Annotated in this window: 19 protein-coding genes; 10 read left to right on the forward strand and 9 right to left on the reverse strand. The window is 68.5% G+C overall.

Translation table 11 applies throughout. The features are described from left to right. The 3 genes from E5671_RS24535 to E5671_RS24545 all read left to right on the forward strand — a co-directional run bounded on the left by E5671_RS24535 (position 1) and on the right by E5671_RS24545 (position 3,028). Positions 1 to 1,083, forward strand: a complete 1,083-nt coding sequence (locus E5671_RS24535) for an inositol-3-phosphate synthase (protein ID WP_160506096.1) — start codon at positions 1 to 3, stop codon at positions 1,081 to 1,083. Positions 1,084 to 1,184: 101 nt separating this feature from the next. Beyond that, complete coding sequence (locus tag E5671_RS24540; protein WP_160506097.1) at positions 1,185 to 2,441, forward strand: MFS transporter; 1,257 nt, start codon at positions 1,185 to 1,187, stop codon at positions 2,439 to 2,441. Positions 2,442 to 2,554: 113 nt separating this feature from the next. Beyond that, positions 2,555 to 3,028, forward strand: a complete 474-nt coding sequence (locus E5671_RS24545; protein WP_160506098.1) for an LppU/SCO3897 family protein — start codon at positions 2,555 to 2,557, stop codon at positions 3,026 to 3,028. A 103-nt stretch (positions 3,029 to 3,131) separates the two neighbouring features. Here E5671_RS24545 and E5671_RS24550 read toward each other — a convergent pair whose 3' ends face one another. Then, complete coding sequence (locus E5671_RS24550) at positions 3,132 to 4,574, reverse strand: CCA tRNA nucleotidyltransferase (protein WP_160506099.1); 1,443 nt, start codon at positions 4,572 to 4,574, stop codon at positions 3,132 to 3,134. A gap of 193 nt (positions 4,575 to 4,767) precedes the next feature. Between E5671_RS24550 and E5671_RS24555 the strand changes: the two genes are divergently transcribed. From E5671_RS24555 to trxA, 7 genes are all read left to right on the forward strand, one after another. Further along, entirely contained in the window at positions 4,768 to 7,113 is a 2,346-nt protein-coding gene (locus E5671_RS24555) for a DUF6049 family protein (protein ID WP_160510389.1), read from the forward strand. Positions 7,114 to 7,160: 47 nt separating this feature from the next. After that, a complete protein-coding gene (gene murJ / locus E5671_RS24560; RefSeq protein WP_160506100.1) occupies positions 7,161 to 9,413 on the forward strand; it encodes a murein biosynthesis integral membrane protein MurJ in 2,253 nt (750 codons plus the stop codon). A 118-nt stretch (positions 9,414 to 9,531) separates the two neighbouring features. Beyond that, a complete protein-coding gene (locus tag E5671_RS24565) occupies positions 9,532 to 11,241 on the forward strand; it encodes a protein kinase family protein (RefSeq protein ID WP_160506101.1) in 1,710 nt (569 codons plus the stop codon). A 57-nt stretch (positions 11,242 to 11,298) separates the two neighbouring features. Further along, entirely contained in the window at positions 11,299 to 12,009 is a 711-nt protein-coding gene (sigM, locus tag E5671_RS24570; RefSeq protein ID WP_202122242.1) for an RNA polymerase sigma factor SigM, read from the forward strand. Next, positions 12,006 to 13,007 carry a hypothetical protein gene (locus E5671_RS24575; protein ID WP_160506103.1) on the forward strand — a complete coding sequence of 334 codons (1,002 nt, stop codon included), beginning with the start codon at positions 12,006 to 12,008 and terminating at the stop codon, positions 13,005 to 13,007. The genes sigM and E5671_RS24575 overlap by 4 nt, the downstream gene beginning before the upstream one ends. Before the next feature lie 182 nt (positions 13,008 to 13,189). Beyond that, positions 13,190 to 14,149, forward strand: a complete 960-nt coding sequence (trxB, locus tag E5671_RS24580; protein ID WP_160506104.1) for a thioredoxin-disulfide reductase — start codon at positions 13,190 to 13,192, stop codon at positions 14,147 to 14,149. A gap of 43 nt (positions 14,150 to 14,192) precedes the next feature. Next, positions 14,193 to 14,525, forward strand: a complete 333-nt coding sequence (gene trxA / locus E5671_RS24585; RefSeq protein WP_160506105.1) for a thioredoxin — start codon at positions 14,193 to 14,195, stop codon at positions 14,523 to 14,525. 120 nt (positions 14,526 to 14,645) lie between these two features. Here the strand turns inward: trxA and E5671_RS24590 are convergent, their stop codons facing one another. The 8 genes from E5671_RS24590 to rnpA all read right to left on the reverse strand — a co-directional run bounded on the left by E5671_RS24590 (position 14,646) and on the right by rnpA (position 21,471). After that, positions 14,646 to 15,263, reverse strand: coding sequence for a GNAT family N-acetyltransferase (locus E5671_RS24590; protein WP_160506106.1), 618 nt, complete (start codon positions 15,261 to 15,263; stop codon positions 14,646 to 14,648). Positions 15,264 to 15,571: 308 nt separating this feature from the next. After that, positions 15,572 to 16,684 (reverse strand): ParB/RepB/Spo0J family partition protein, encoded by a 1,113-nt coding sequence (locus E5671_RS24595; RefSeq protein ID WP_160506107.1) that lies wholly within the window; start codon positions 16,682 to 16,684, stop codon positions 15,572 to 15,574. After that, the gene (locus tag E5671_RS24600; protein ID WP_160506108.1) at positions 16,681 to 17,757 is read right to left on the reverse strand and encodes a ParA family protein; all 1,077 of its coding nucleotides are present in this window, start codon (positions 17,755 to 17,757) and stop codon (positions 16,681 to 16,683) included. The genes E5671_RS24595 and E5671_RS24600 overlap by 4 nt, the downstream gene beginning before the upstream one ends. A gap of 329 nt (positions 17,758 to 18,086) precedes the next feature. Beyond that, a complete protein-coding gene (gene rsmG, locus E5671_RS24605; protein ID WP_160506109.1) occupies positions 18,087 to 18,803 on the reverse strand; it encodes a 16S rRNA (guanine(527)-N(7))-methyltransferase RsmG in 717 nt (238 codons plus the stop codon). A 99-nt stretch (positions 18,804 to 18,902) separates the two neighbouring features. After that, complete coding sequence (locus tag E5671_RS24610) at positions 18,903 to 19,430, reverse strand: R3H domain-containing nucleic acid-binding protein (RefSeq protein WP_160506110.1); 528 nt, start codon at positions 19,428 to 19,430, stop codon at positions 18,903 to 18,905. Positions 19,431 to 19,444: 14 nt separating this feature from the next. Further along, the gene (yidC, locus tag E5671_RS24615) at positions 19,445 to 20,740 is read right to left on the reverse strand and encodes a membrane protein insertase YidC (protein ID WP_160506111.1); all 1,296 of its coding nucleotides are present in this window, start codon (positions 20,738 to 20,740) and stop codon (positions 19,445 to 19,447) included. A 3-nt stretch (positions 20,741 to 20,743) separates the two neighbouring features. Next, a complete protein-coding gene (gene yidD, locus E5671_RS24620; protein WP_160506112.1) occupies positions 20,744 to 21,103 on the reverse strand; it encodes a membrane protein insertion efficiency factor YidD in 360 nt (119 codons plus the stop codon). Further along, on the reverse strand, positions 21,100 to 21,471 hold the full coding sequence (gene rnpA / locus E5671_RS24625) for a ribonuclease P protein component (RefSeq protein ID WP_160506113.1): 372 nt from the start codon (positions 21,469 to 21,471) through the stop codon (positions 21,100 to 21,102). Before rnpA ends, yidD begins: the two co-directional genes overlap by 4 nt. Between the last annotated feature and the right edge of the window lies 1 nt (position 21,472).

The following is a 21,472-nucleotide window of genomic DNA, read 5'->3' on the forward strand; positions in this document are numbered from 1 at the left end:
ATGGGTTCGGTTCGCGTAGCCATCGTCGGCGTGGGCAACTGCGCCGCCTCGCTGGTCCAGGGCGTCGAGTACTACAAGGACGCAGACCCGGACACCAAGGTCCCGGGCCTGATGCACGTCCAGTTCGGCGAGTACCACGTCGGCGATGTCGAGTTCGTCGCCGCGTTCGACGTGGACGCCAAGAAGGTCGGGCTCGACCTCGCTGACGCCATCGGCGCCAGCGAGAACAACACCATCAAGATCTGCGACGTGCCGAACAAGGGCGTCACCGTCCAGCGCGGCCACACCCACGACGGTCTGGGCAAGTACTACCGCGAGACGATCGAGGAGTCCGCCGAGGCCCCCGTCGACGTCGTCCAGATCCTCAAGGACAAGCAGGTCGACGTCCTCGTCTGCTACCTGCCGGTAGGTTCCGAGGACGCCGCGAAGTTCTACGCGCAGTGCGCCATCGACGCCAAGGTCGCCTTCGTCAACGCCCTTCCGGTCTTCATCGCCGGCACCAAGGAGTGGGCCGACAAGTTCACCGAGGCGGGCGTCCCGATCGTCGGTGACGACATCAAGTCGCAGGTCGGCGCCACGATCACGCACCGCGTGATGGCGAAGCTGTTCGAGGACCGCGGTGTCCGTCTCGAGCGCACGATGCAGCTCAACGTCGGCGGCAACATGGACTTCAAGAACATGTTGGAGCGCGACCGCCTCGAGTCCAAGAAGATCTCGAAGACGCAGTCCGTCACCTCGCAGATCCGCGACCGTGACATGGGCGCCGACAACGTCCACATCGGCCCGTCGGACTACGTCGCGTGGCTCGACGACCGCAAGTGGGCGTACGTCCGCCTCGAGGGCCGCGCCTTCGGTGACGTTCCGCTGAACCTGGAGTACAAGCTCGAGGTCTGGGACTCCCCGAACTCGGCGGGTGTCATCATCGACGCCCTGCGCGCCGCGAAGATCGCCAAGGACCGCGGCATCGGCGGCCCGATCCTCTCCGCGTCCTCGTACTTCATGAAGTCCCCGCCGGTGCAGTACTTCGACGACGAGGCGTACGAGAACGTCGAGAAGTTCATCAAGGGCGAGGTCGAGCGCTAGCGAGACACAGAGGGGCGCGCTAAAGCCCGCCGCTTGAACAGCTGTTGAGGGTCCTCGGGCAATCCGCCCGGGGACCCTCCTCGTATGTGAGGCTGTGCCCCATGGCTGTCGTCGGTGACCTGCGCATACTGCTGCGCCTGCGGGACTTCCGGCGCCTGCTCGCCGTGCGGCTGATCTCCCAGGGCGCGGACGGCGTCTATCAGGTGGCCCTCGCGACGTACGTCGTCTTCTCGCCGGAGAAGCAGACCTCGCCGGCGGCGATCGCCTCCGCGATGGCGGTGCTGCTCCTTCCATACTCACTGATCGGCCCCTTCGCCGGCGTGCTCCTCGACCGCTGGCCACGCCGTCAGGTCTTTCTGTACGGCAACCTGCTGCGGACCGCTCTCGCCTCGGTGACCGCGGTGCTGATGCTGAGCGGCGTGCCGGACTGGCTCTTCTACGCCTCCGCGCTCTGCGTCACCGCCGTCAACCGTTTCGTCCTCGCCGGGCTCTCGGCGGCGCTGCCGCGCGTGGTCGACGACGAGCGCCTGGTGATGGCCAACTCCCTCTCACCGACCGCGGGGACACTGGCCGCCACCGTGGGCGGCGGTCTCGCGTTCACCGTGCGCCTGGTGGGCTCCGACTCGGACGCGGCGGTCGTCCTGCTCGGGGCCGCCCTGTACCTCTGCGCGGCGCTCGCCTCACTGCGGATGGCGCGTGACCTCCTCGGCCCGGACCCTGAGCTGGTGCGGCCGCGGCTCGGCGCGGCACTCTCCGGTACGGCGCGGGACCTGGCGGCCGGGGTGCGGCATCTGTCGCAGCGGCGCCCGGCCGCCCGCGCGCTCCTCGCGATGACACTCATGCGGTTCTGCTACGGCGCCCTGACGGTCATGGTCCTGATGCTCTGCCGGTACGCCTGGTCGTCCTCGGAGTCCGACGGGCTCGCCCTGCTCGGCCTCGCCGTGGGCGTCTCCGGGGCGGGCTTCTTCGCGGCGGCCGTGGTGACTCCCTGGGCGGTGAACCGGCTGACGGCCGGCGGCTGGATCGTCACCTGCGCGGGCGCCGCGGCAATCCTGGAACCGGCGCTCGCCCTCCCCTTCACCCCCGCCCCGCTGCTCGTCGCCGCGTTCCTGCTCGGCCTGACGACACAGGGCGCGAAGATCGCCACGGACACGGTGGTGCAGTCGGCGGTGGACGACAGTTTCCGTGGCCGGATCTTCTCGGTCTACGACGTCCTGTTCAACGTCGCCTTCGTCGGCGCGGCGGGAGTAGCCGCGCTGATGCTGCCGCCTGACGGGCGATCGGTTCCGCTGGTGGTCACGGTGGCCGTTATCTACGCAGCAATTGCTGCCGCTATGGCCAGGTTTGACGTGCAGTAAGTGTCACATCAGTGACACAGAGCACCTCTGGACTTCAGAGATGTCACCGCACCCCTATAACTTACGGACGTCGTATCCGCGCCATCGCGCTTCCGTTCGAGGGGGATCCCCAAGTGACTACTCCGCCCCAGGGCCAGAATCCGTACGGCCAGGGCGTGCAGCCGCACCCCGGGCAGCCGGGCCAGCCCGGCCAGCCCACCGTGCCGCAGCAGCCTTACCCGCCGTACAACCAGGGGGCGCCGGTTCCTCCTCCGGCCGCGCCGAGTGGTGGCCGCGGCAAGAAGCTCATGCTGCGCATCGGTGGCTTCATAGTCGTCGCCATCCTTATCGCCGCCGGTAAGTGGTACTTCGGCCAGAGCGACGCCGAGACGACCGCCGTCGGTGACTGCCTGCATAACAAGGGCACGCAGTCCGCGCCGGACCTCAAGAACACCGACTGCTCCTCGAGCGACGCCGAGTTCGAGGTCATCGAGAAGTTCGACGACACGAGCAGCGTCAGCAAGTGCGATGCGGTCAAGGGGACCGAGGTCTCCTACTACCAGACCGGTAGCGGCCACGACGTGGTGCTCTGCCTGAAGAACAAGTAACGGCATACGCGAAAGGGGGCACTGTTTCACGTGAAACAGTGCCCCCTTCGCATGTCCGGATCCGGTGCGATGTTTCACGTGAAACATCGCACCGCGCCTCATCTCACTCCTGTGCGGCCCACCACTCCTTGAGCGCCGCGATCGCCGCGTCCCGCTCCATCGGCCCGTTCTCAAGGCGCAGCTCCAACAGGAATTTGTAGGCCTGACCGATCACCGGGCCCGGCCGCACATCCAGAATCTCCATGATCTCGTTGCCGTCCAGGTCGGGGCGGATCGAGTCCAGCTCCTCCTGCTCCTGGAGCCGCGCGATGCGCTCCTCCAGGCCGTCGTACGCCCGCGACAGCGCATTGGCCTTGCGCTTGTTGCGCGTCGTGCAGTCGGACCGGGTCAGCTTGTGCAGCCGGCTGAGGAGAGGGCCCGCGTCGCGTACGTAGCGGCGTACGGCCGAGTCCGTCCACTCACCCGTCCCGTAGCCGTGGAAACGCAGGTGCAGCTCGACCAGGCGCGAGACGTCCTTCACGAGCTCGTTCGAGTACTTGAGCTCCGTCATCCGCTTCTTGGTCATCTTGGCGCCCACCACCTCGTGGTGGTGGAAGGAGACCCGGCCGTCGTCCTCGAAGCGCCGCGTCCGCGGCTTCCCGATGTCATGCAGCAATGCCGCGAGCCGCAGCGTCAGGTCCGGGCCGTCCTCCTCCAGCGCCATCGCCTGCTCAAGGACGATCAGCGAGTGGTCGTAGACGTCCTTGTGGCGGTGGTGCTCGTCACTCTCCAGACGCAGCGCCGGGAGCTCGGGCAGTACGCGCTCGGCGATGCCTGTGTCGACAAGTAGAGCCAGTCCCTTCGCCGGGTACGGCGAGAGGATCAGCTTGTTCAGTTCGTCACGGACACGCTCCGCGGAGACGATGTCGATGCGCTCGGCCATCGCCTTCATGGCGGCGACGACCTCTGGAGCCACCTCGAAGTCGAGCTGCGCGGCGAACCGCGCGGCCCGCATCATCCGCAGCGGGTCGTCGGAGAAGGAGTCCTCCGGGGTGCCAGGAGTACGCAGGACCCGCTCCGCCAGGTCATCGAGCCCTCCGTGCGGGTCGACGAACTCCTTCTCCGGGAGAGCGACGGCCATCGCGTTGACGGTGAAGTCACGGCGTACGAGGTCTTCCTCGATGGAGTCGCCGTACGACACCTCGGGCTTGCGCGAGGTCCTGTCGTACGCCTCGGAGCGGTACGTCGTGACCTCGATCTGGTAGCCATTCTTCTGGCTGCCCACCGTGCCGAAGGCGATCCCGACCTCCCACACCGAGTCCGCCCACGGCCTGACGATCTTCAGTACGTCCTCGGGGCGGGCATCGGTCGTGAAGTCCAGGTCATTGCCGAGCCGGCCAAGGAGCGCGTCTCTGACCGACCCGCCGACCAGGGCAAGGGAGAACCCGGCCTCCTGGAATCGGCGGGCAAGGTCGTCCGCGACAGGGGACACACGCAGCAGTTCACTGACCGCGCGGCGCTGCACCTGGCTCAGTGCGCTGGGATTTTCTTCATTGGCGTTCGGCACAACAGAAAAGGGTACGTGCCCCGGACGCCCCCAGCCGCCCCGTTTTCGGCGGGGCCTCCGAGGCCGCGCGCCCCTCCCCGGCCAGGTCTTCCGATCATGTGGAGCAGTCCGCGGCACTTCGCCACAGCGCACCTCGTTACCATGCGTGGACGCACAACCGACGACCACTGACGACGACGAGGACGGGCAACGCGTGGCCGAGGCGGCAGACTTCCCGGGGACCAGTCCCTCACCTGCCCGCCGGTGGCTGCGGCGTACGGCAGCGTTGCTGGCCGGCGCCCCATTGCTGGCCGGCATGCTGCAGGTGTCGGCGGAGCCGACCGCGCACGCCGCGACGCCGAGCGCGCCGGCGGACGCCACCGGTTCGAACACCGTCGACGTCTCGCTCAACAAGCTCACACCGACCGCCCCGTCGGACGGAGACACGCTCACCGTTTCCGGCACGGTCACCAACGAGGGCAAGCAGGCGGTGACAGGGGCCGAGGCCGGGCTGCGCCTGGGGCCGACCCTGAACGGCCGGAGCCAGATCGACTCCGCCGCCAAGCGCACCGGCTACCAGCCGGGAGCCGACGGCACTGAGGTCGGCGGCAAGTACGTCAAGAAGTTCTCCAAGCTCGCCCCCGGCGCCCGCCAGGACTTCAGCATCTCCGTCCCGGTCAAGGCCCTGGACCTCGGCGCCGACGGCGTCTACCAGCTCGGCGTCTCCCTCACGGGCCGGACCGCCGCCCAGCCGTGGTCCCAGGTGCTCGGCTTCGAGCGGACCTTCCTGCCCTGGCAGCCAAGCGCCGCCGGCACGAAGACCAAGACGACCTATCTGTGGCCGCTCATCTCCACCGCGCACCTCACGGCGGAGACCGGCTCGGACGAGCAGCAGACGCCCGTCTTCACGGACGACGACCTGGCCAAGGAGCTCGCCCCGGGCGGCCGCCTGGAGCAGATGCTGTCCCTGGGCCGCCAGCTCGATGTCACCTGGGTCATCGATCCCGACCTGCTGGCCTCGGTCGACGCGATGACGCGGAACTACCGAGTACAGACCGCCGACGGGAAGAGCACCACGGCGGGCAAGAACCAGGCGGTCGCCAAGGAGTGGCTCAACAAGCTCGAGCAGACCGTGAAGGACAAGAAGGTCGTCGCGCTGCCCTTCGCCGACCCCGACCTGGCCTCGCTCGCCCACAACGGCAAGGCCGTCACCGGCTACCTGGGCCAGCTCAAGGACGCCACCGATGTGGGTGCGGAGGCCGTGGAGGTCATCCTCCACGTCAAGCCGCAGTCGGACTTCGCGTGGCCCGTGGACGGCGCCCTCGATCCGTCGATCGTCGATGTCTCCACCTCGGCGGGCGCCCACTCGGTGATCGCCCGTAGCGACAGCCTGCGTGAGGGCGACGCGCTGCCGTACACGCCCAACGCCGCCCGGCCCATCGGCGGCGGCACGACGGCCGTGGTGGCCGACGCACGCCTCTCCACGGCCTTCCAGGGCGACATGACAGGGGCCGAGAGCTCCACGCTCGCCGTGCAGGAGTTCCTCGCCCAGAGCCTGATGGTCACGCTGCAGGACCCGGACAAGCAGCGCAGCATCGTCGTCGCCCCGCAGCGCATGCCGTCCGCCAGCCAGGCCCAGTCGATGGCGAAGGCGCTGACCGCCCTCTCCGACGAGCGCTGGTCGGAGCCGCAGGGCCTGTCGACGGCGGCGAAGGCGAAGCCGGACCCGTCGGCCACGACCCAGGTGCCGTCGGCCAAGTCCTATCCGGCATCGCTGCGCAAGCAGGAGCTGCCGCAGTCGGCCTTCAAGTCCATTCAGAACACCCAGAGCAAGCTCAACCGCTTCCAGACGATCCTCAGCGAGCCCGACCGCGTCATCACGCCCTTCGGGCGGGCCATAGACCGCGAGATGTCGACGTCCTGGCGGGGCAGGGCAGCCGAGGCGGCGACATTCCGCCAGGGCGTGGAGAACTACCTGACCACGCTCATCGAGCAAGTGGCGCTGATCAAGAAGTCCGACGCGAAGCTCTCGGGGCGCAGCGCGACGATCCCGGTGACGGTGCAGAACAACCTGGTCCAGGGCGTCGACCACATGGTTCTGCGCCTGACGTCGGAGAACCCCACACGCCTGAAGATCGGTGGCAAGGCCTACTCGGAACAGGCGGTCAAGGTCGCGGGCGGCCACGCCCAGTCGGTGAAGTTCACCACCACGGCCAACGCCAACGGCCCGGTCCCGGTCTACGCCCAGCTCTACACCGAGGACGGCCAGCCGTACGGCGAACGGGTCAAGTTCGACGTGAACGTCACCGAGATCACCCTCACGGTGATGCTGGTCATCGCGGGCGGCGTGCTGCTCCTCGTGCTCGCCGGGTTCCGCATGTACACGCAGCGCAAGCGGGCCGCCCGGCAGCAGGCCGAGGAGGGCCCGGACGACGGACCCGACGGCGAGTCCGGCCCGGAGTCGGGGGAGGACGACCCCGAGCAGCCGAGTGACCCGACACCGGACACCGCTCCGGAAAGCACCGACCCGTCGGACACGGGTGAGAGAGTGGACCGTTGAGCGATGTCGTGGCCGGTGGGCCCGGGGACGATGAGGTGGGGTAATCCATGAACGCGCCGTACGACGGTGACCGTGGCCAGGGCGCGGGCGGTTCCGGTCCCCCCGAGGACGGGCAGGTGCCACCCGAGCCTGCCCCGGATGTGTACCTCCAGGACGCCTACGACCAGGACCCCTACCGCGCACAGGACCTCGCCGCCCAGGACCCGGTGACCGAGGCGCTCTACGACCGCGCCGCGCACCCCCCGCCGCCGCCCGGCTACTACCAGGACCCTCAGCCGCTCTACGCTCAGCCGCCCTCCCCCCAGCACGCCCCGGACCCCCGCGTGTGGGCGCAGACCCCGGCCCCCGAACCCGAAGGCCCGACCCGGCACCTCCCGTACGGCGACGACGCCCGTACGACGCAGTTCGTGGGCGTCGACGACCTGGTCACGCATTCCGGCGAGGAGCGCCACGAGCCGGACGCCTTCGCTCACCTCTTCCGGGACCAGCAGCCGGGCGGCTACCGCGAGCAGCCCGGCGGCTACCAGCAGGACGGCTACCCCCAGAGCAACGGCTACCCCCAGGGCAACGGCTACCAGCAGCCAGGCGGCTACCAGCCCCCCGAGCCTCCGATGGTGCCTGCCCCGGCGGCTCCCCCGGCCCCCGCCCCGGCCCCGAAGTCGGGCGGCGGCGGACGCGCGGCGAGCCTGCTGAAGTCGAGCGCGGTGATGGCCGCGGGCACGATGGTCTCCCGGCTCACCGGCTTCGTACGCACCATGGTGATCACTGCGGCCCTCGGCGCCGCGACACTCGGTGACGCCTGGACCGTCGCGTACACGCTCCCGACGATGATCTACATTCTGACCGTCGGTGGTGGCCTCAACTCGGTCTTCGTGCCGCAGCTGGTGCGCGCCATGAAGGACGACAAGGACGGCGGCGAGGCCTACGCCAACCGCCTGCTGACCCTCGTCATGGTCGCGCTCGGCCTCATCGTGGCCCTGGCCGTCTTCGCGGCGCCGCTGCTGGTCAAGCTGATGTCGACCCCCATCGCGAACAACCCGCCGGCCAACAACGTCGCGGTCACCTTCGCCCGCTACTGCCTGCCCACCATCTTCTTCATGGGCGTGCACGTGGTGATGGGCCAGATCCTCAACGCCCGCGGAAAGTTCGGCGCGATGATGTGGACCCCGGTCCTCAACAACATCGTCATGATCTTCACGTTCGGCCTGTTCATCTGGGTCTACGGAACGTCCGGTGACTCGGGCATGCGGGTCGAGAACATCCCGGCGGACGGTGTCCGTCTCCTGGGCATCGGCACCCTGCTCGGTCTGATTGTCCAGGCCCTGGCGATGATCCCGTATCTGCGCGAGACGGGCTTCCGGTTCCGGCCCCGCTTCGACTGGAAGGGCCACGGCCTCGGCAAGGCGGTCAAGCTCGCCAAGTGGACGGTGCTCTTCGTCCTCGCCAACCAGGCCGGCGTGCTCGTCGTCACCCAGCTGGCCACCGCCGCGGGCAAGGCCTCCGGCAAGGACGGCACGGGCATCATGGCCTACTCCAACGCCCAGCTGATCTGGGGCATGCCACAGGCCATCATCACCGTCTCCGTCATGGCGGCCATGCTGCCCCGCATCTCGCGGGCGGCCCACGACAACGACCCCGGCGCGGTCCGCGACGACATCTCACAGGGCCTGCGCACCTCCGCGGTGGCGATCGTCCCGGTCGCCTTCGCGTTCGTCGCCCTCGGCGTCCCGATGTGCACCCTGCTGTTCGCCTCCAGCGGCAGCCAGGCCGCCCAGTCCATGGGCTTCGTCCTGATGGCGTTCGGCCTGGGGCTGATCCCGTACTCGGTGCAGTACGTCATCCTGCGCGGCTTCTACGCCTACGAGGACACCCGGACGCCCTTCTACAACACGGTCATCGTGGCCGCCGTCAACGCGGCGGCGAGCGCCCTGGCCTACGTCCTCCTGCCCGCCCAGTGGGCTGTGGTCGGCATGGCCGCCTCGTACGGCCTCGCCTACGCGGTCGGCGTCGGTGTCGCCTGGCGCAGGCTGCGCAACCGGCTCGGCGGCGATCTGGACGGCACCCACGTCCTGCGTACGTACGCCCGGCTCGCCATGGCGTGCATCCCGGCAGCGATCCTCGGCGGCGCCGTGGGCTACGGGATCCTCAAGGCTCTGGGCGACGGCGCCGGCGGTTCCCTGATCGCCTTGGTGGCCGGTGGAATCATTCTCGGCGGCGTCTTCTTCGTGGCCGCCCGAAAGATGCGGATTGCGGAGCTCAATTCCATGGTCGGGATGGTCCGCGGCCGTCTCGGACGGTGAGATACAGGGGTTCGCACAACCATCACCGGCCACCGCGTGTCGTGCATAGCGCCGGACTGTGGGCACAATTGGCTTTGGCGTCTGACGAAGCGCAACGGATGGGGAGGCAGGAACGACGGTGGCGGAACGGAGCACAGCTGCCGTCGACGTGGCAGACAACAGCGGCGATGAGCCGCTGACCGCGAAGGCGGACGAGGCCACGGCCGACGGGGTGGCCCAGACCCGGGAGCGGGAAACGGCAGAAGAAGGCACAGCGGAGACCGAGGAGCCCACAAGCCCGGGGGCGGCATCACCCCCCGAGCTGCACAGCGGTCACAAGCTCGCCAGACGCTATCGACTCGAAGAGTGCGTCACCCGTCTGGACGGTTTCAGCAGCTGGCGTGCGGTGGACGAGAAGCTCCGCCGGGCCGTCGGCGTGCATCTCCTGCCGGCCGACCATCCGCGGGCACGATCGGTTCTGGCCGCGGCCCGCTCGTCGGCACTGCTCGGCGACCCCCGCTTCGTCCACGTCCTGGACGCGGTCGAGGAGAACGACCTCGTCTACGTGGTGCACGAGTGGCTGCCCGACGCCACGGAACTGACCGCGCTGCTCGCCGCGGGCCCTCTCGAGGCGCACGACGCGTACCAGCTCGTCACCCAGGTCGCCCAGGCCATGGCGGCCGCCCACCGCGAGGGCCTCGCCCACCTGCGGCTGACCCCGAGCGCGGTGCTGCGGACGTCCTCCGGTCAGTACCGCATCCGCGGCCTCGCCGTGAACGCGGCGCTGCGCGGCATCAACTCCGACACCCCGCAGCGCACGGACACCGAAGCGGTCGGCGCGCTCCTGTACGCCTCGCTGACCCAGCGCTGGCCGTACGAGGACGACGCGTACGGCCTCTCAGGGCTGCCCAAGGGCGTCGGCCTGATCGCCCCCGACCAGGTGCGCGCAGGCGTGCACAGGGGCCTCTCCGAGCTCGCCATGCGCGCGCTCGTGAACGAGGGTGCGACAGCCTCCCGCCAGGAGCCGCCGTGCACGACGCCGGAGGAGCTGGTCAAGGCGATCGGTGAGATGCCGCGCATCCGCCCGCCGGAGCCCGCGTTCACCGCACCGCCCGAGTACCAGCGCACGACCTATCAGCAGGGCACGTACGGCCGTACCGCGCCCCGTCCTGGCGTCACCCAGCCGGTTCCGACCCCGCCGCCCCCGCTGCAGAGCCGCACCGGCAAGGCCCTCAAGTGGGCCGTGTCCGCACTGCTCATCGCGGCCTTGGGGCTCGGCAGCTGGCAGCTCGCGGACGCGCTGATGGACCGGGGCAACTCCGACGACCCCGGCAACGCCGACACCTCCGACGAGGGCGACAAGAACAAGCCGAAGCCCACGCGTCCGATCAAGATCACGGACGGCGCGGAGTACGTCCTCAAGGGTGGCCCGCAGGATCTTCAGGGCGTCCCCAACACGTACGACGGCGACGACTCGACGTACTGGCGGTCCAAGAGCTTCATAGAGGGCCCCAAGCTGGCCCCGTACAAGCCCGGCGTCGGTATCGTCTACGACCTCGGCGAGGAGCAGGACGTGTCGACCGCGTCGCTCGGCCTCCGCTACGGCGGCGACCACACCACGGTCGAGCTGTACGCCGCGGACTCGATGTCCTCGTCGACGCCTCCGAGCGCGATGAAGAAGATCGGCACCGTCACGACCACGGGTCAGAGCGCGAAGATCAAGGCGAAGAAGCCCGTCTCGACGCGGTACGTACTGGTCTGGCTCACCGATGTACCGCAGTCACCGCGTGATGAGTACAGCAGCGCCGGGTACAAGCAGGCCATCACGGATGTGAAGTTCACAGGCTGAGGCCGAGGCTCACCGGGGGAGGGGGTTCGAACGGTGGACGACACCACGCACGGCGAGATGAGCGACCAGGACCTCCTGGCCCGCCACGTGGCTGGGGACAAGGACGCCTTCGGCGAGCTCGTCCGGCGCCATCGCGACCGCCTGTGGGCCGTGGCCCTGCGCACGCTGGGCGACCGCGAGGAAGCCGCTGACGCCGTCCAGGACGCTCTGGTCTCCGCCTACCGCGCCGCCCACACCTTCCGCGGACAGTCGGCCGTCACGACGTGGCTGCACCGGATCACCGTGAACGCCTGCCTCGACCGGGCACGCAAAGCGGCGTCCCGCAAGACCTCTCCCATCGACGACACCGACCGGCTCGAGCAGCTCCTCGAACCGCACGAGTCGGCGGCGGCCCCCGTCGAGCGCGGTGATCTGCACCGCGAGCTCGTCGAGGCGCTCGGCACCCTGCCGCACGACCAGCGCGCCGCCCTCGTCCTCGTGGACATGCAGGGCTATCCGGTGGCTGAGGCGGCCCGCGTGCTCGAGGTACCCACCGGCACCGTGAAGAGCCGCTGCGCACGCGGAAGAGCCAGACTGCTGCCGCTGCTCACCCACCTGCGTACGGAGCCCCGTAAGCAGCGCGGAGACAGCGGCGACGACGACGAAGGCAAGAAGTCGGACCCGGAAAGGAACCGGACGCAGGGGACATCCGTCCCACCTGCAGCGGGACCACGGGATGCGGGACCAAGCGATTCAGCTGCTGTGAAGGGCGGAGGTGGGCGAGCGTGACAACCACGACCGACTCGGCCGGGCACCCAGAAGTCGCTGAGATCTCCGACCTCACGGAGGGGCTGCTCACTCCGTCCCGCACCGCCGATGTGCGGCGGCATCTTGATGACTGCACGCTCTGTGCCGATGTCTACGACTCCCTGGAGGAGATCCGCGGCATGCTCGGCACGCTGCCGGGACCGCCACGGATGCCGGCCGACGTCGCCGGGCGTATCGACGCGGCACTGGCGGCGGAAGCGCTGCTGGACTCCATCGCACCCGACTCCATCGCACCCGACTCCGTCGAGATCGTGCCCGGCTCCGTCGAGTCGATCGATCCGGATCCAGCGCCACAGCCGACGGCCGCCGCGCGTGTTTCACGTGAAACAACGTCCGTCGCCGTGGAACGCCCCGCCTCCGTGGAACGCACCGAGCCCGCTGACCGGCCCGCAGGACACCCCCGCGCCTCCACGGGGCCCGGACGCAGAAGCCGCTTCAGGGGCGGCCGTCGACGCAACGTAGTACTCGGCGCCGTCTTCACAGCGGCCGCCATCGGTCTCGGTTCCTTGTTGATACAGAACGTGGGCAGCGACTCGGGCGGTAGGGGCGACACGGCTTCGGGCCACACCGACTCCGCGCACGCCTTCTCCGAAGGCACGCTCAAGGGCAAGGTGACGGACCTGCTCGCCAAGGCACCCACCAAGGGACCCGACTCCTCCGGCAGCGACGAGCCGTCCTTCGGCGTGCGGTCCAGCCCGGAGTCCCCGAAGGACCAGAAGCTGCGCGAGGCCACGGTCGCCGTCCCGAAGTGCGTCCAGCTCGGCATCGGCGACAGGACACCGCTCGCCGCCGAAGAGGGCACCTATCAGGGGAAGGACGCCTACCTCGTCGTGGCGTCCCACGACTCCGACGCCACGAAGGTCTCCGCCTACGTCATCGACGCGACGTGCGTGGACAAGGCGTCGTCGGCCACGGCCGCGGGCAAGGTACTGCTGACCAACTCCTACGCGCGGCCCTGACCCTCTCACCACTGCGGCGGGAGACCCGGCTCAGCGTGGCATCCTGGCGTCCCTGACATGCTTCCGTGCGCTCGGACACGTCGGGAATGCATGCCCCGTAGGATCCGTTGGGTGGGGTGAGAGACCTGAGACAGGCACCCGCCAGCAGTACGCAGCAGTCTCCAGAGACGAGGAATCAAGCCGTGACCGACGTCCGTAACGTGATCATCATCGGCTCCGGGCCCGCCGGCTACACGGCGGCGCTCTACACCGCGCGAGCGTCGCTGAAGCCCCTGGTGTTCGAGGGCGCCGTCACCGCGGGCGGTGCGCTGATGAACACCACCGAGGTGGAGAACTTCCCCGGCTTCCAGGACGGCGTCATGGGCCCCGAGCTCATGGACAACATGCGGGCCCAGGCCGAGCGCTTCGGCGCCGAGCTGGTGCCGGACGATGTGATCGCCGTCGACCTCAGCGGCGAGATCAAGACCGTGACGGACACGGCGGGCACCGTGCACCGCGCGAAGACCGTCATCGTGACGACGGGCTCCCAGCACCGCAAGCTCGGTCTGCCGAACGAGGACGCGCTCTCCGGCCGCGGCGTTTCCTGGTGCGCGACCTGTGACGGCTTCTTCTTCAAGGACCAGGACATCGCCGTGATCGGCGGCGGCGACACCGCGATGGAGGAGGCCACCTTCCTCTCCCGCTTCGCCAAGTCCGTGACGATCGTGCACCGCCGCGACAGCCTGCGTGCCTCCAAGGCGATGCAGGAGCGCGCCTTCGCCGACCCGAAGATCAGCTTCGTCTGGGACAGCGAGGTCGCCGAGATCAAGGGCGAGCAGAAGCTCTCCGGCCTGACGCTGCGCAACCTGAAGACGGGCGAGACCTCCGAGCTGCCCGTGACCGGCCTGTTCATCGCCATCGGCCACGACCCGCGCACAGAGCTCTTCAAGGGCCAGCTCACGTTGGACGACGAGGGCTACCTGACGGTCGACGCGCCCTCGACCCGGACGAACGTGCCCGGCGTCTTCGCCGCCGGTGACGTCGTCGACCACACGTACCGCCAGGCGATCACTGCGGCCGGTACCGGCTGCTCCGCCGCCCTGGACTCCGAGCGGTTCCTCGCTGCCCTCGTGGACAGCGAGACGGCCGCAGCCACCGTCTGACATCCCATCCTCCCTACCGCACCACCGAGTTAAGGAGCCCGCCGTGGCCGGCACTCTGAAGAACGTGACCGACGCCTCCTTCGAGGAAGACGTCCTGAAGAACGACAAGCCCGTCCTGGTGGACTTCTGGGCCGCATGGTGCGGACCGTGCCGCCAGATCGCGCCCTCCCTCGAGGCGATCGCGGCCGAGTACGGCGACAAGATCGAGATCGTCAAGCTCAACATCGACGAGAACCCGGGCACCGCGGCCAAGTACGGCGTCATGTCCATCCCGACCCTGAACGTGTACCAGGGCGGCGAGGTGGCCAAGACGATCGTCGGCGCCAAGCCGAAGGTCGCGCTGGAGCGCGACCTCGCGGACTTCATCGCCGAGTAACGAGCGGCGCCGCGACAAGCGACGCGTTGTTTCACGTGAAACACGAATGGGCCAGCCCTCCGGGGCTGGCCCATTCGCATGACTGGGGTGAGGGTGAGGCAGTGCGCGGCCCGGGGTGAGTCAGAGCGGCCGAAGCACAGGTTCCTTCTGCACCGCCCCCAGCAGCCGGTCGAGCGCCAACTCGACGTCCTCCTTCCAGGAGAGCGTCGTACGCAGCTCGAGCCTCAGCCGTGGATACGAGGGGTGCGGACGGACCGTCTTGAAGCCCACCGCCAGCAGATGATCGGCGGGCAGCACACAGGCGGGCTTCTCCCATCGGGCATCCCCGAAGGCTTCGATCGCCTTGAACCCCCGGCGCAGCAGGTCCTTCGCGACTGTCTGGACGATGACCCGGCCGATCCCCTGGCCCTGATAGCCCGGCATGATCCAGGCGGTCATCAGCTGCACGGCATCGGGGGACACAGGGCTCGTCGGGAAGGCGGTGGCCCGAGGCACGTACGCCGGCGGGGCGTACAGCACGAAGCCCACCGGAACATCATCGACGTAGACGACTCGACCGCAGGAGCCCCACTCCAGCAGGACGGCGGAGATCCACGCCTCCTTCTCGAGCTCCGGCGTACCGGCCTTTACCGCGGCCTGGCCGCTGACCGGGTCCAGCTCCCAGAAGACACACGTCCGGCAACGCTGGGGAAGGTCCGGAAGGTTGTCCAGCGTGAGCGGTACGAGCCGACGCCCCATGAAGGCTGTTCCTCACTTCCTTCGCCCGCCGCATCACGGGCGGCAGTCAGAGCGCTCCGTTCCTTCAGCAGGCTGCCGACGAATCCGCCGACGGCTCCCAGCCCAAGGCCCGCAGTCATCAGTCCGGTGCGGCTCACCGATCGCATGGGCCCTCCCCTCCCCAATGAGGTGCCGTCAGCTGGATGTGCCATACCCAATCGCATCGTATCCACGATGCGATTGCACCGATACCGTAGGAAAGCAAAGAGCGGGCCGTGTTCCGGCACAGACCGGACACGGCCCGCTCTCGGCGGACTGATTGCTGAGGCTCAGGCCTCTTCGCCTTCGGACGTGTCGTCCTCGGCGGAGTCCTCGGCAAGCCCGTTCTTCAGGACCGGCCCTTCACCCGGGGCGAGCGTCGCGAGGATGCGCTCCAGGTCCTCCAGCGAGGCGAAGTCGACGACGATCTTGCCCTTCTTCTGCCCCAGGTCCACCCTCACCCGGGTTTCGAACCGGTCGGAGAGACGAGTGGCGAGGCTGGTCAGCGACGGCGACACCCGAGCACCCGCCCGCGGCCCCTTGGCCCGCGGAGTGCTCTGCGGCCGCGACCCCATGAGGGTCACGATCTCCTCGACGGCCCGCACCGAGAGCCCCTCGGCCACGATCCGATGCGCCAGACGGTCCTGCTCCTCCGAGTCCTCCACGGACAGCAGAGCACGGGCGTGGCCCGCGGAGAGCACCCCGGCAGCGACTCTGCGCTGAACCGCCGGCGACAGCTTCAGCAGCCGGAGCGTGTTCGAGACCTGCGGGCGGGAACGGCCGATCCGGTCCGCCAGCTGGTCGTGCGTGCAGTTGAAGTCCTTGAGCAGCTGGTCGTAGGCGGCAGCCTCTTCCAGCGGGTTCAGCTGCGCACGGTGCAGGTTCTCCAGGAGCGCGTCCAGGAGGAGCTTCTCGTCATCCGTCGCGCGGACGATCGACGGGATGCGCTCGAGTCCGGCCTCACGGCAAGCCCGCCAGCGCCGCTCGCCCATGATGAGCTCGTACCGCGAGGCTCCTACCTGCCGTACGACGACAGGCTGGAGAAGCCCGACCTCCTTGATGGAGGTCACCAGCTCGGCGAGAGCGTCCTCGTCGAAGACCTCACGGGGCTGCCTCGGGTTGGGCGTGATGAAGTCGAGAGGTAGCTCGGCGAAGTGCGCGCCGACCGGACTCTCCTCGGCCTCCACCGCTCCGTTCAGCGGCTGCTCCGTTTCATGTGAAACGGGGCTCTGCGGGAGCGCCGCCACCTTCGCGGCCGCCACTCCTCGCTCGGCTGTGAGTACCGGAACAGCGCTGGGCGAGGCCGAAGCTCCGCCCATGGCTTGGGCGGCCGACTTCTCCGTCGGGGCCGCAGGGATCAGGGCGCCGAGGCCACGACCCAGTCCTCTCCGTCGCTCGCTCACTGCATCCCCTCCGTCATACTGTGCTGATCATTCTGAGCGCCCATCTGGGCGTGCTGTACGTCGTAGCGAATGCCGACGCCGCGGAGCGCGATCTCCCGTGCCGCCTCGAAGTACGAGAGGGCACCGCTCGATCCCGGATCGTAGGTCAGCACGGTCTGCCCGTAGCTCGGCGCCTCGGAGATACGGACGGAGCGGGGAATGCTCGTCCGCAGGACCTCTTCGCCGAAGTGGGTGCGCACCTCGTCCGCCACCTGTGAGGCGAGCCGGGTCCGGCCGTCGTACATGGTGAGCAGGATCGTCGAGACGTGCAGATGAGGGTTGAGGTGCCCTCGCACCAGGTCGACATTGCGCAGGAGCTGACCGAGACCCTCCAGTGCGTAGTACTCGCACTGAATGGGGATCAGAACCTCCGCGCCGGCAACCAGGGCGTTGACCGTAAGCAGCCCGAGTGACGGCGGGCAGTCGATGAGGATGTAGTCCAGCGGCTGCTCGTACGCCTGGATCGCCCGCTGCAGTCGGCTCTCCCGGGCCACCAGCGACACCAGCTCGATCTCCGCACCGGCGAGATCGATGGTGGCCGGGGCACAGAAGAGTCCTTCGACATCGGGGACCGGCTGCACGACTTCGGAGAGCGGCTTGCTGTCGATCAACACGTCGTAGATGGACGGCACTTCCGCGTGGTGGTCGATGCCCAGAGCCGTGGAGGCGTTGCCCTGCGGGTCGAGGTCGATGACCAGGACACGCGCGCCGTGCAGAGCGAGTGAAGCGGCGAGATTGACGGTTGTCGTCGTCTTGCCCACTCCACCCTTCTGGTTGGCAACCACCATGATTCGGGTCTGCTCGGGTCGTGGCAGGCCCTCGCCTGCACGGCCCAGGGCTTCCACCGCCAGTTGGGCAGCACGACCGATAGGGGTGTCGTCCATCGGGGGCGGTGTTTCACGTGAAACATCCTCCCCCGCCGACTCGGTACGGGGACCGGGGACCGGATCGGTCATCGGTCCCGCGATGTTGGCGTCGGACCGCAAGGATTCACTCTCCTCGACTTCAGGCTCGCAATGAACAGAGCCTCCCATGCTTTGAGGGTCGTGAACCAGCGAGGCCCGGTCTTCTGTGGACGAATCCACCTCTGTGGACAACTCCGTTCCCTTATCGAGGGAACCGAGTGGCCGACGCTCGCGAGGTTCCGCAGCGCGGCCGCGACTGATGATGCCATGCAGCAGTGAGCGACGTTTCACGTGAAACACGATGCACGGCAGCCGGGGTGCCGCTTGCGCGACACCCCGGTATGCGTACGTTTGGCAGCTTTTGTGGAGTACGGCTCGTCGTCAGGACGGATCAACGACGAGGGTCGAGGCCGCTCACCAACGAGGGCTGAAACCGCTCACCGAAGAGGGCGGGTCGCTCAGCGGCGACGCCGCGTCCGCCCCGTACGGGCAGCCTTCGCGCGCTTGGCCGCGAAGCGCACACCGCCGGGGCTCTCCCCGACCTCGACCCGCACGACCGTGGACAGCGGATCCACCACGCCCTCACCGACATGCAGCACCGAGGTGTTCACCGCACCGAGCTTGCTCAGCGCTGCCCCCGCGGCCTTGACCTCTTCCTCGGCCGTGTCGCCCTTGAGCAACAGCATCTCCCCGTAGGGACGCAGGAGCGGCACGCCCCAGGCCGCGAGCCGGTCCAGTGGCGCCACGGCCCGCGCGGTCACCACATGGACGGGAGGCAGCTTGCCAAGGACCTCCTCGGCCCGCCCCCGCACGACGGTCACGTGGTCGAGTCCGAGCAGCTCGACCACTTCGGTGAGGAACGTGGTTCGCCGCAGCAGCGGTTCAAGCAGCGTGATCTTCAGGTCCGGCCGGACGAGAGCCAGCGGAATGCCCGGCAGCCCCGCCCCCGAGCCGACATCGCACACCACCACGTTCTCGGGCACGACCTCGGAGAGGACCGCGCAGTTCAGCAGATGCCGCTCCCACAGCCGAGGCACTTCGCGAGGGCCGATCAGGCCGCGCTGCACTCCCGCGTCGGCCAGCAACTCCGCGTACCGGACCGCGTCCGAGAAGCGCTCACCGAATACCGCCCGGGCCTCCTCGGGCGCCGAGGGGAGCTCCGCTGCCTCCGTCACGGGGACCGTCCTTCCGTACCGCACTGGGGTGGCTGACTATCAGGCTGACAAAGACCGGCCCCGCCTGCGAACAGACGGGGCCGGGGAAACGGCGTGCGATCAGGCGGGAAGCACGACGACGAAGCGCTGCGGCTCCTCGCCCTCGGACTCGCTGCGCAGACCGGCGGCCTTGACCGCATCATGCACGACCTTGCGCTCGAAGGGCGTCATCGGCTTGAGGTTGACCGGCTCACCGGAGCTCTTCACCTCGGCCGCAGCCTTGGCTCCCAGCTCGGAGAGCTCCTCGCGCTTCTTGGCGCGGTAGCCCGCGATGTCCAGCATGAGGCGGCTGCGGTCACCGGTCTCGCGGTGCACCGCGAGACGCGTCAGCTCCTGGAGCGCCTCCAGGACCTCACCGTCACGGCCGACGAGCTTCTGCAGATCGCGGCTGTTCGAGTCACTGATGATCGAGACAGCGGCGCGGTCAGCCTCGACGTCCATGTCGATGTCGCCGTCGAGATCGGCGATGTCCAGCAGACCCTCGAGGTAGTCCGCCGCGATCTCACCCTCCTGCTCAAGACGGGTGAGAGTGTCGCCGGCCTCGACCTCGACCTCGACCTCGGCGGGGGCGGTGGTGCCTTCCGTCACGGGATGGACTCCTTCTACTTCTTGGACGGGTGCTTGGGCCGCTGCTGGCCCTTGCGCTGCCCCGACTTGGCTTGGCGTGCGTTACCTGACCCGGACTTGCCACCCGCGGCCTTGCCCTTGGGAGCGGCGTCCTCAGGCTCGTCCTGAGTCTTCTCCAGTGACGTCTTCGCATCCGAAGCCGTCTCCGAGTCGCTCTCCGCCTTGCTGTGTGCGGCGGCGGACTGGCGCTGCGACTTGCTCTGGCGCTTGGGCTGCTGCCGCTTCGGGGCACCGCCGCCGGCGGCGGTGGCGCCGTCCTCGGTCTCCGTGGCGACAGTGGAGTCGCTCTGCGCGACGGAGCCGTCGGCCTGGGCCACCAGGCCCGCCTTGCTCAGACCGTTGATGAACTTGCGCTCGAACTCGTTGCGGTCACGGCCCTTGGCGACGATCGCCTTGATGACGTTCGTGTTGCCACGACCCCGCACCTTCTTGGAGTGCGTGAGCTGCTTCTGCAGGCGCTCCAGGAACGCGGCCTGGGCCTTGGAGCCCGGAGTCGGGTTCCGGCGGATCACGAACATCTGCTGACCCATGGTCCACACGTTGGTGGTCAGCCAGTAGACGAGGACACCGACGGGGAAGTTGATGCCGAACACGGCGAACATGACCGGGAAGACGTACATCAGCATCTTCTGCTGCTGCATGAACGGCGTCTTGACCGTCGTGTCCACGTTCTTCGTCATCAGCTGGCGCTGCGTGTAGAACTGCGAGAACGACATCAGGACGATCATGATCGCGGTCACGACGCGGACGTCGGTCAGCGAGGCGTGCAGCGCCGCGACCTTTTCCTCGCTGTCCATGAACTTCGCGGCCAGCGGGGCGCCGAAGATGTGCGCCTTCTGCGCGCTCTCGAGCAGCGGCTTGTCGATGACGCCGACGGTGTCGTTCGACGCGATGCCGGAGAGCACGTGGTACAGGGCGAAGAAGAACGGCGACTGCGCCAGGATGGGAAGGCACGAGGAGAGCGGGTTCGTGCCCGACTCCTTGTACAGCTTCATCATCTCTTCGGACTGACGCTGCTTGTCGCTCTTGTAGCGCTCCTGGATCTTCTTCATCTCGGGCTGCAGCGTCTGCATCGCCCGGGTCGCCTTGATCTGCTTCACGAAGAGCGGGATCAGGCAGATACGGATCAGGATCACCAGGGACACGATGGACAAGCCCCAGGCCCAGCCCGTGTCAGGACCGAAAATGGCCCCGTACAGCGAGTGGAACTGGACGATGACCCAGGAAACGGGTGTCGTGATGAAGCTGAACAGACTGGCAATCGTGTCCACTAATCAGGCTCCTTGAGCATGGGACGGGGTCTCGGCGGCCGGGCTCGGGGTATCCGGGGAGACCTCCCCGGTGGGCACGCCAGCGGCGGAGGGCCCGCCCTTGCGCTCGCGCCACATGGCGCGCAGCATCTCGTGCCACCGCGGACGCTTGCGCGGCGGGACATGGTCGACACCACCGAGCGACCACGGATTGCACCGCAGGATGCGCCAGGCAGTGAGCGCCGTTCCCTTGATCGCACCGTGCCGGTCGATGGCCAGGTAGCCGTAGCGGGAGCACGACGGGTAGTACTTGCACACCGGTCCAAGCAACGGACTGATCGTCCACTGATACAGCTTGATCAGAGCCAGCAGTGGGTACTTCATCGAGCGCCCCCTCCCAGCAGCCGCTGAAGGGCGGCATCCAGGTCTTGGGCCAGCTGTGCATGGGCGGCGTCGCCCGATCCGGGCAACGCTCGTACGACTACCAGGCTACCGGGGGGCAGCTGGCCCACCCGGTCGCGCATCAGATGGCGAAGCCTGCGCTTCACCGTGTTGCGTACGACGGCTCCGCCAACGGCCTTGCTCACGACGAAACCCGCACGCGTCGGGGGAACGCTCTCCCCAGGCACGTGCGGGTCCGTTGCACCGCTACGAAGATGGACGACGAGAAGCGGGCGTCCGGCCCGTCGTCCTCGGCGTACCGCGGTCGCGAAGTCTTCGCGCCGCCTCAGCCGATGCTCGGTAGGCAGCACG

Origin of the sequence: Streptomyces sp. BA2 (assembly GCF_009769735.1) — a bacterium.
In the GTDB taxonomy this organism is placed as follows: Bacteria; Actinomycetota; Actinomycetes; order Streptomycetales; family Streptomycetaceae; genus Streptomyces.

Coding starts and splice junctions, on each gene's coding strand:
- E5671_RS24590 (WP_160506106.1), bottom strand. CDS start 15,263: ATGGGGCGTCGGCTCGTACCGCTCACGCTGGACAACCTTCCGGACCTT.
- E5671_RS24600 (WP_160506108.1), bottom strand. CDS start 17,757: ATGGGAGGCTCTGTTCATTGCGAGCCTGAAGTCGAGGAGAGTGAATCC.
- E5671_RS24540 (WP_160506097.1), top strand. CDS start 1,185: ATGGCTGTCGTCGGTGACCTGCGCATACTGCTGCGCCTGCGGGACTTC.
- E5671_RS24535 (WP_160506096.1), top strand. CDS start 1: ATGGGTTCGGTTCGCGTAGCCATCGTCGGCGTGGGCAACTGCGCCGCC.
- murJ (WP_160506100.1), top strand. CDS start 7,161: ATGAACGCGCCGTACGACGGTGACCGTGGCCAGGGCGCGGGCGGTTCC.
- sigM (WP_202122242.1), top strand. CDS start 11,299: ATGAGCGACCAGGACCTCCTGGCCCGCCACGTGGCTGGGGACAAGGAC.
- yidD (WP_160506112.1), bottom strand. CDS start 21,103: ATGAAGTACCCACTGCTGGCTCTGATCAAGCTGTATCAGTGGACGATC.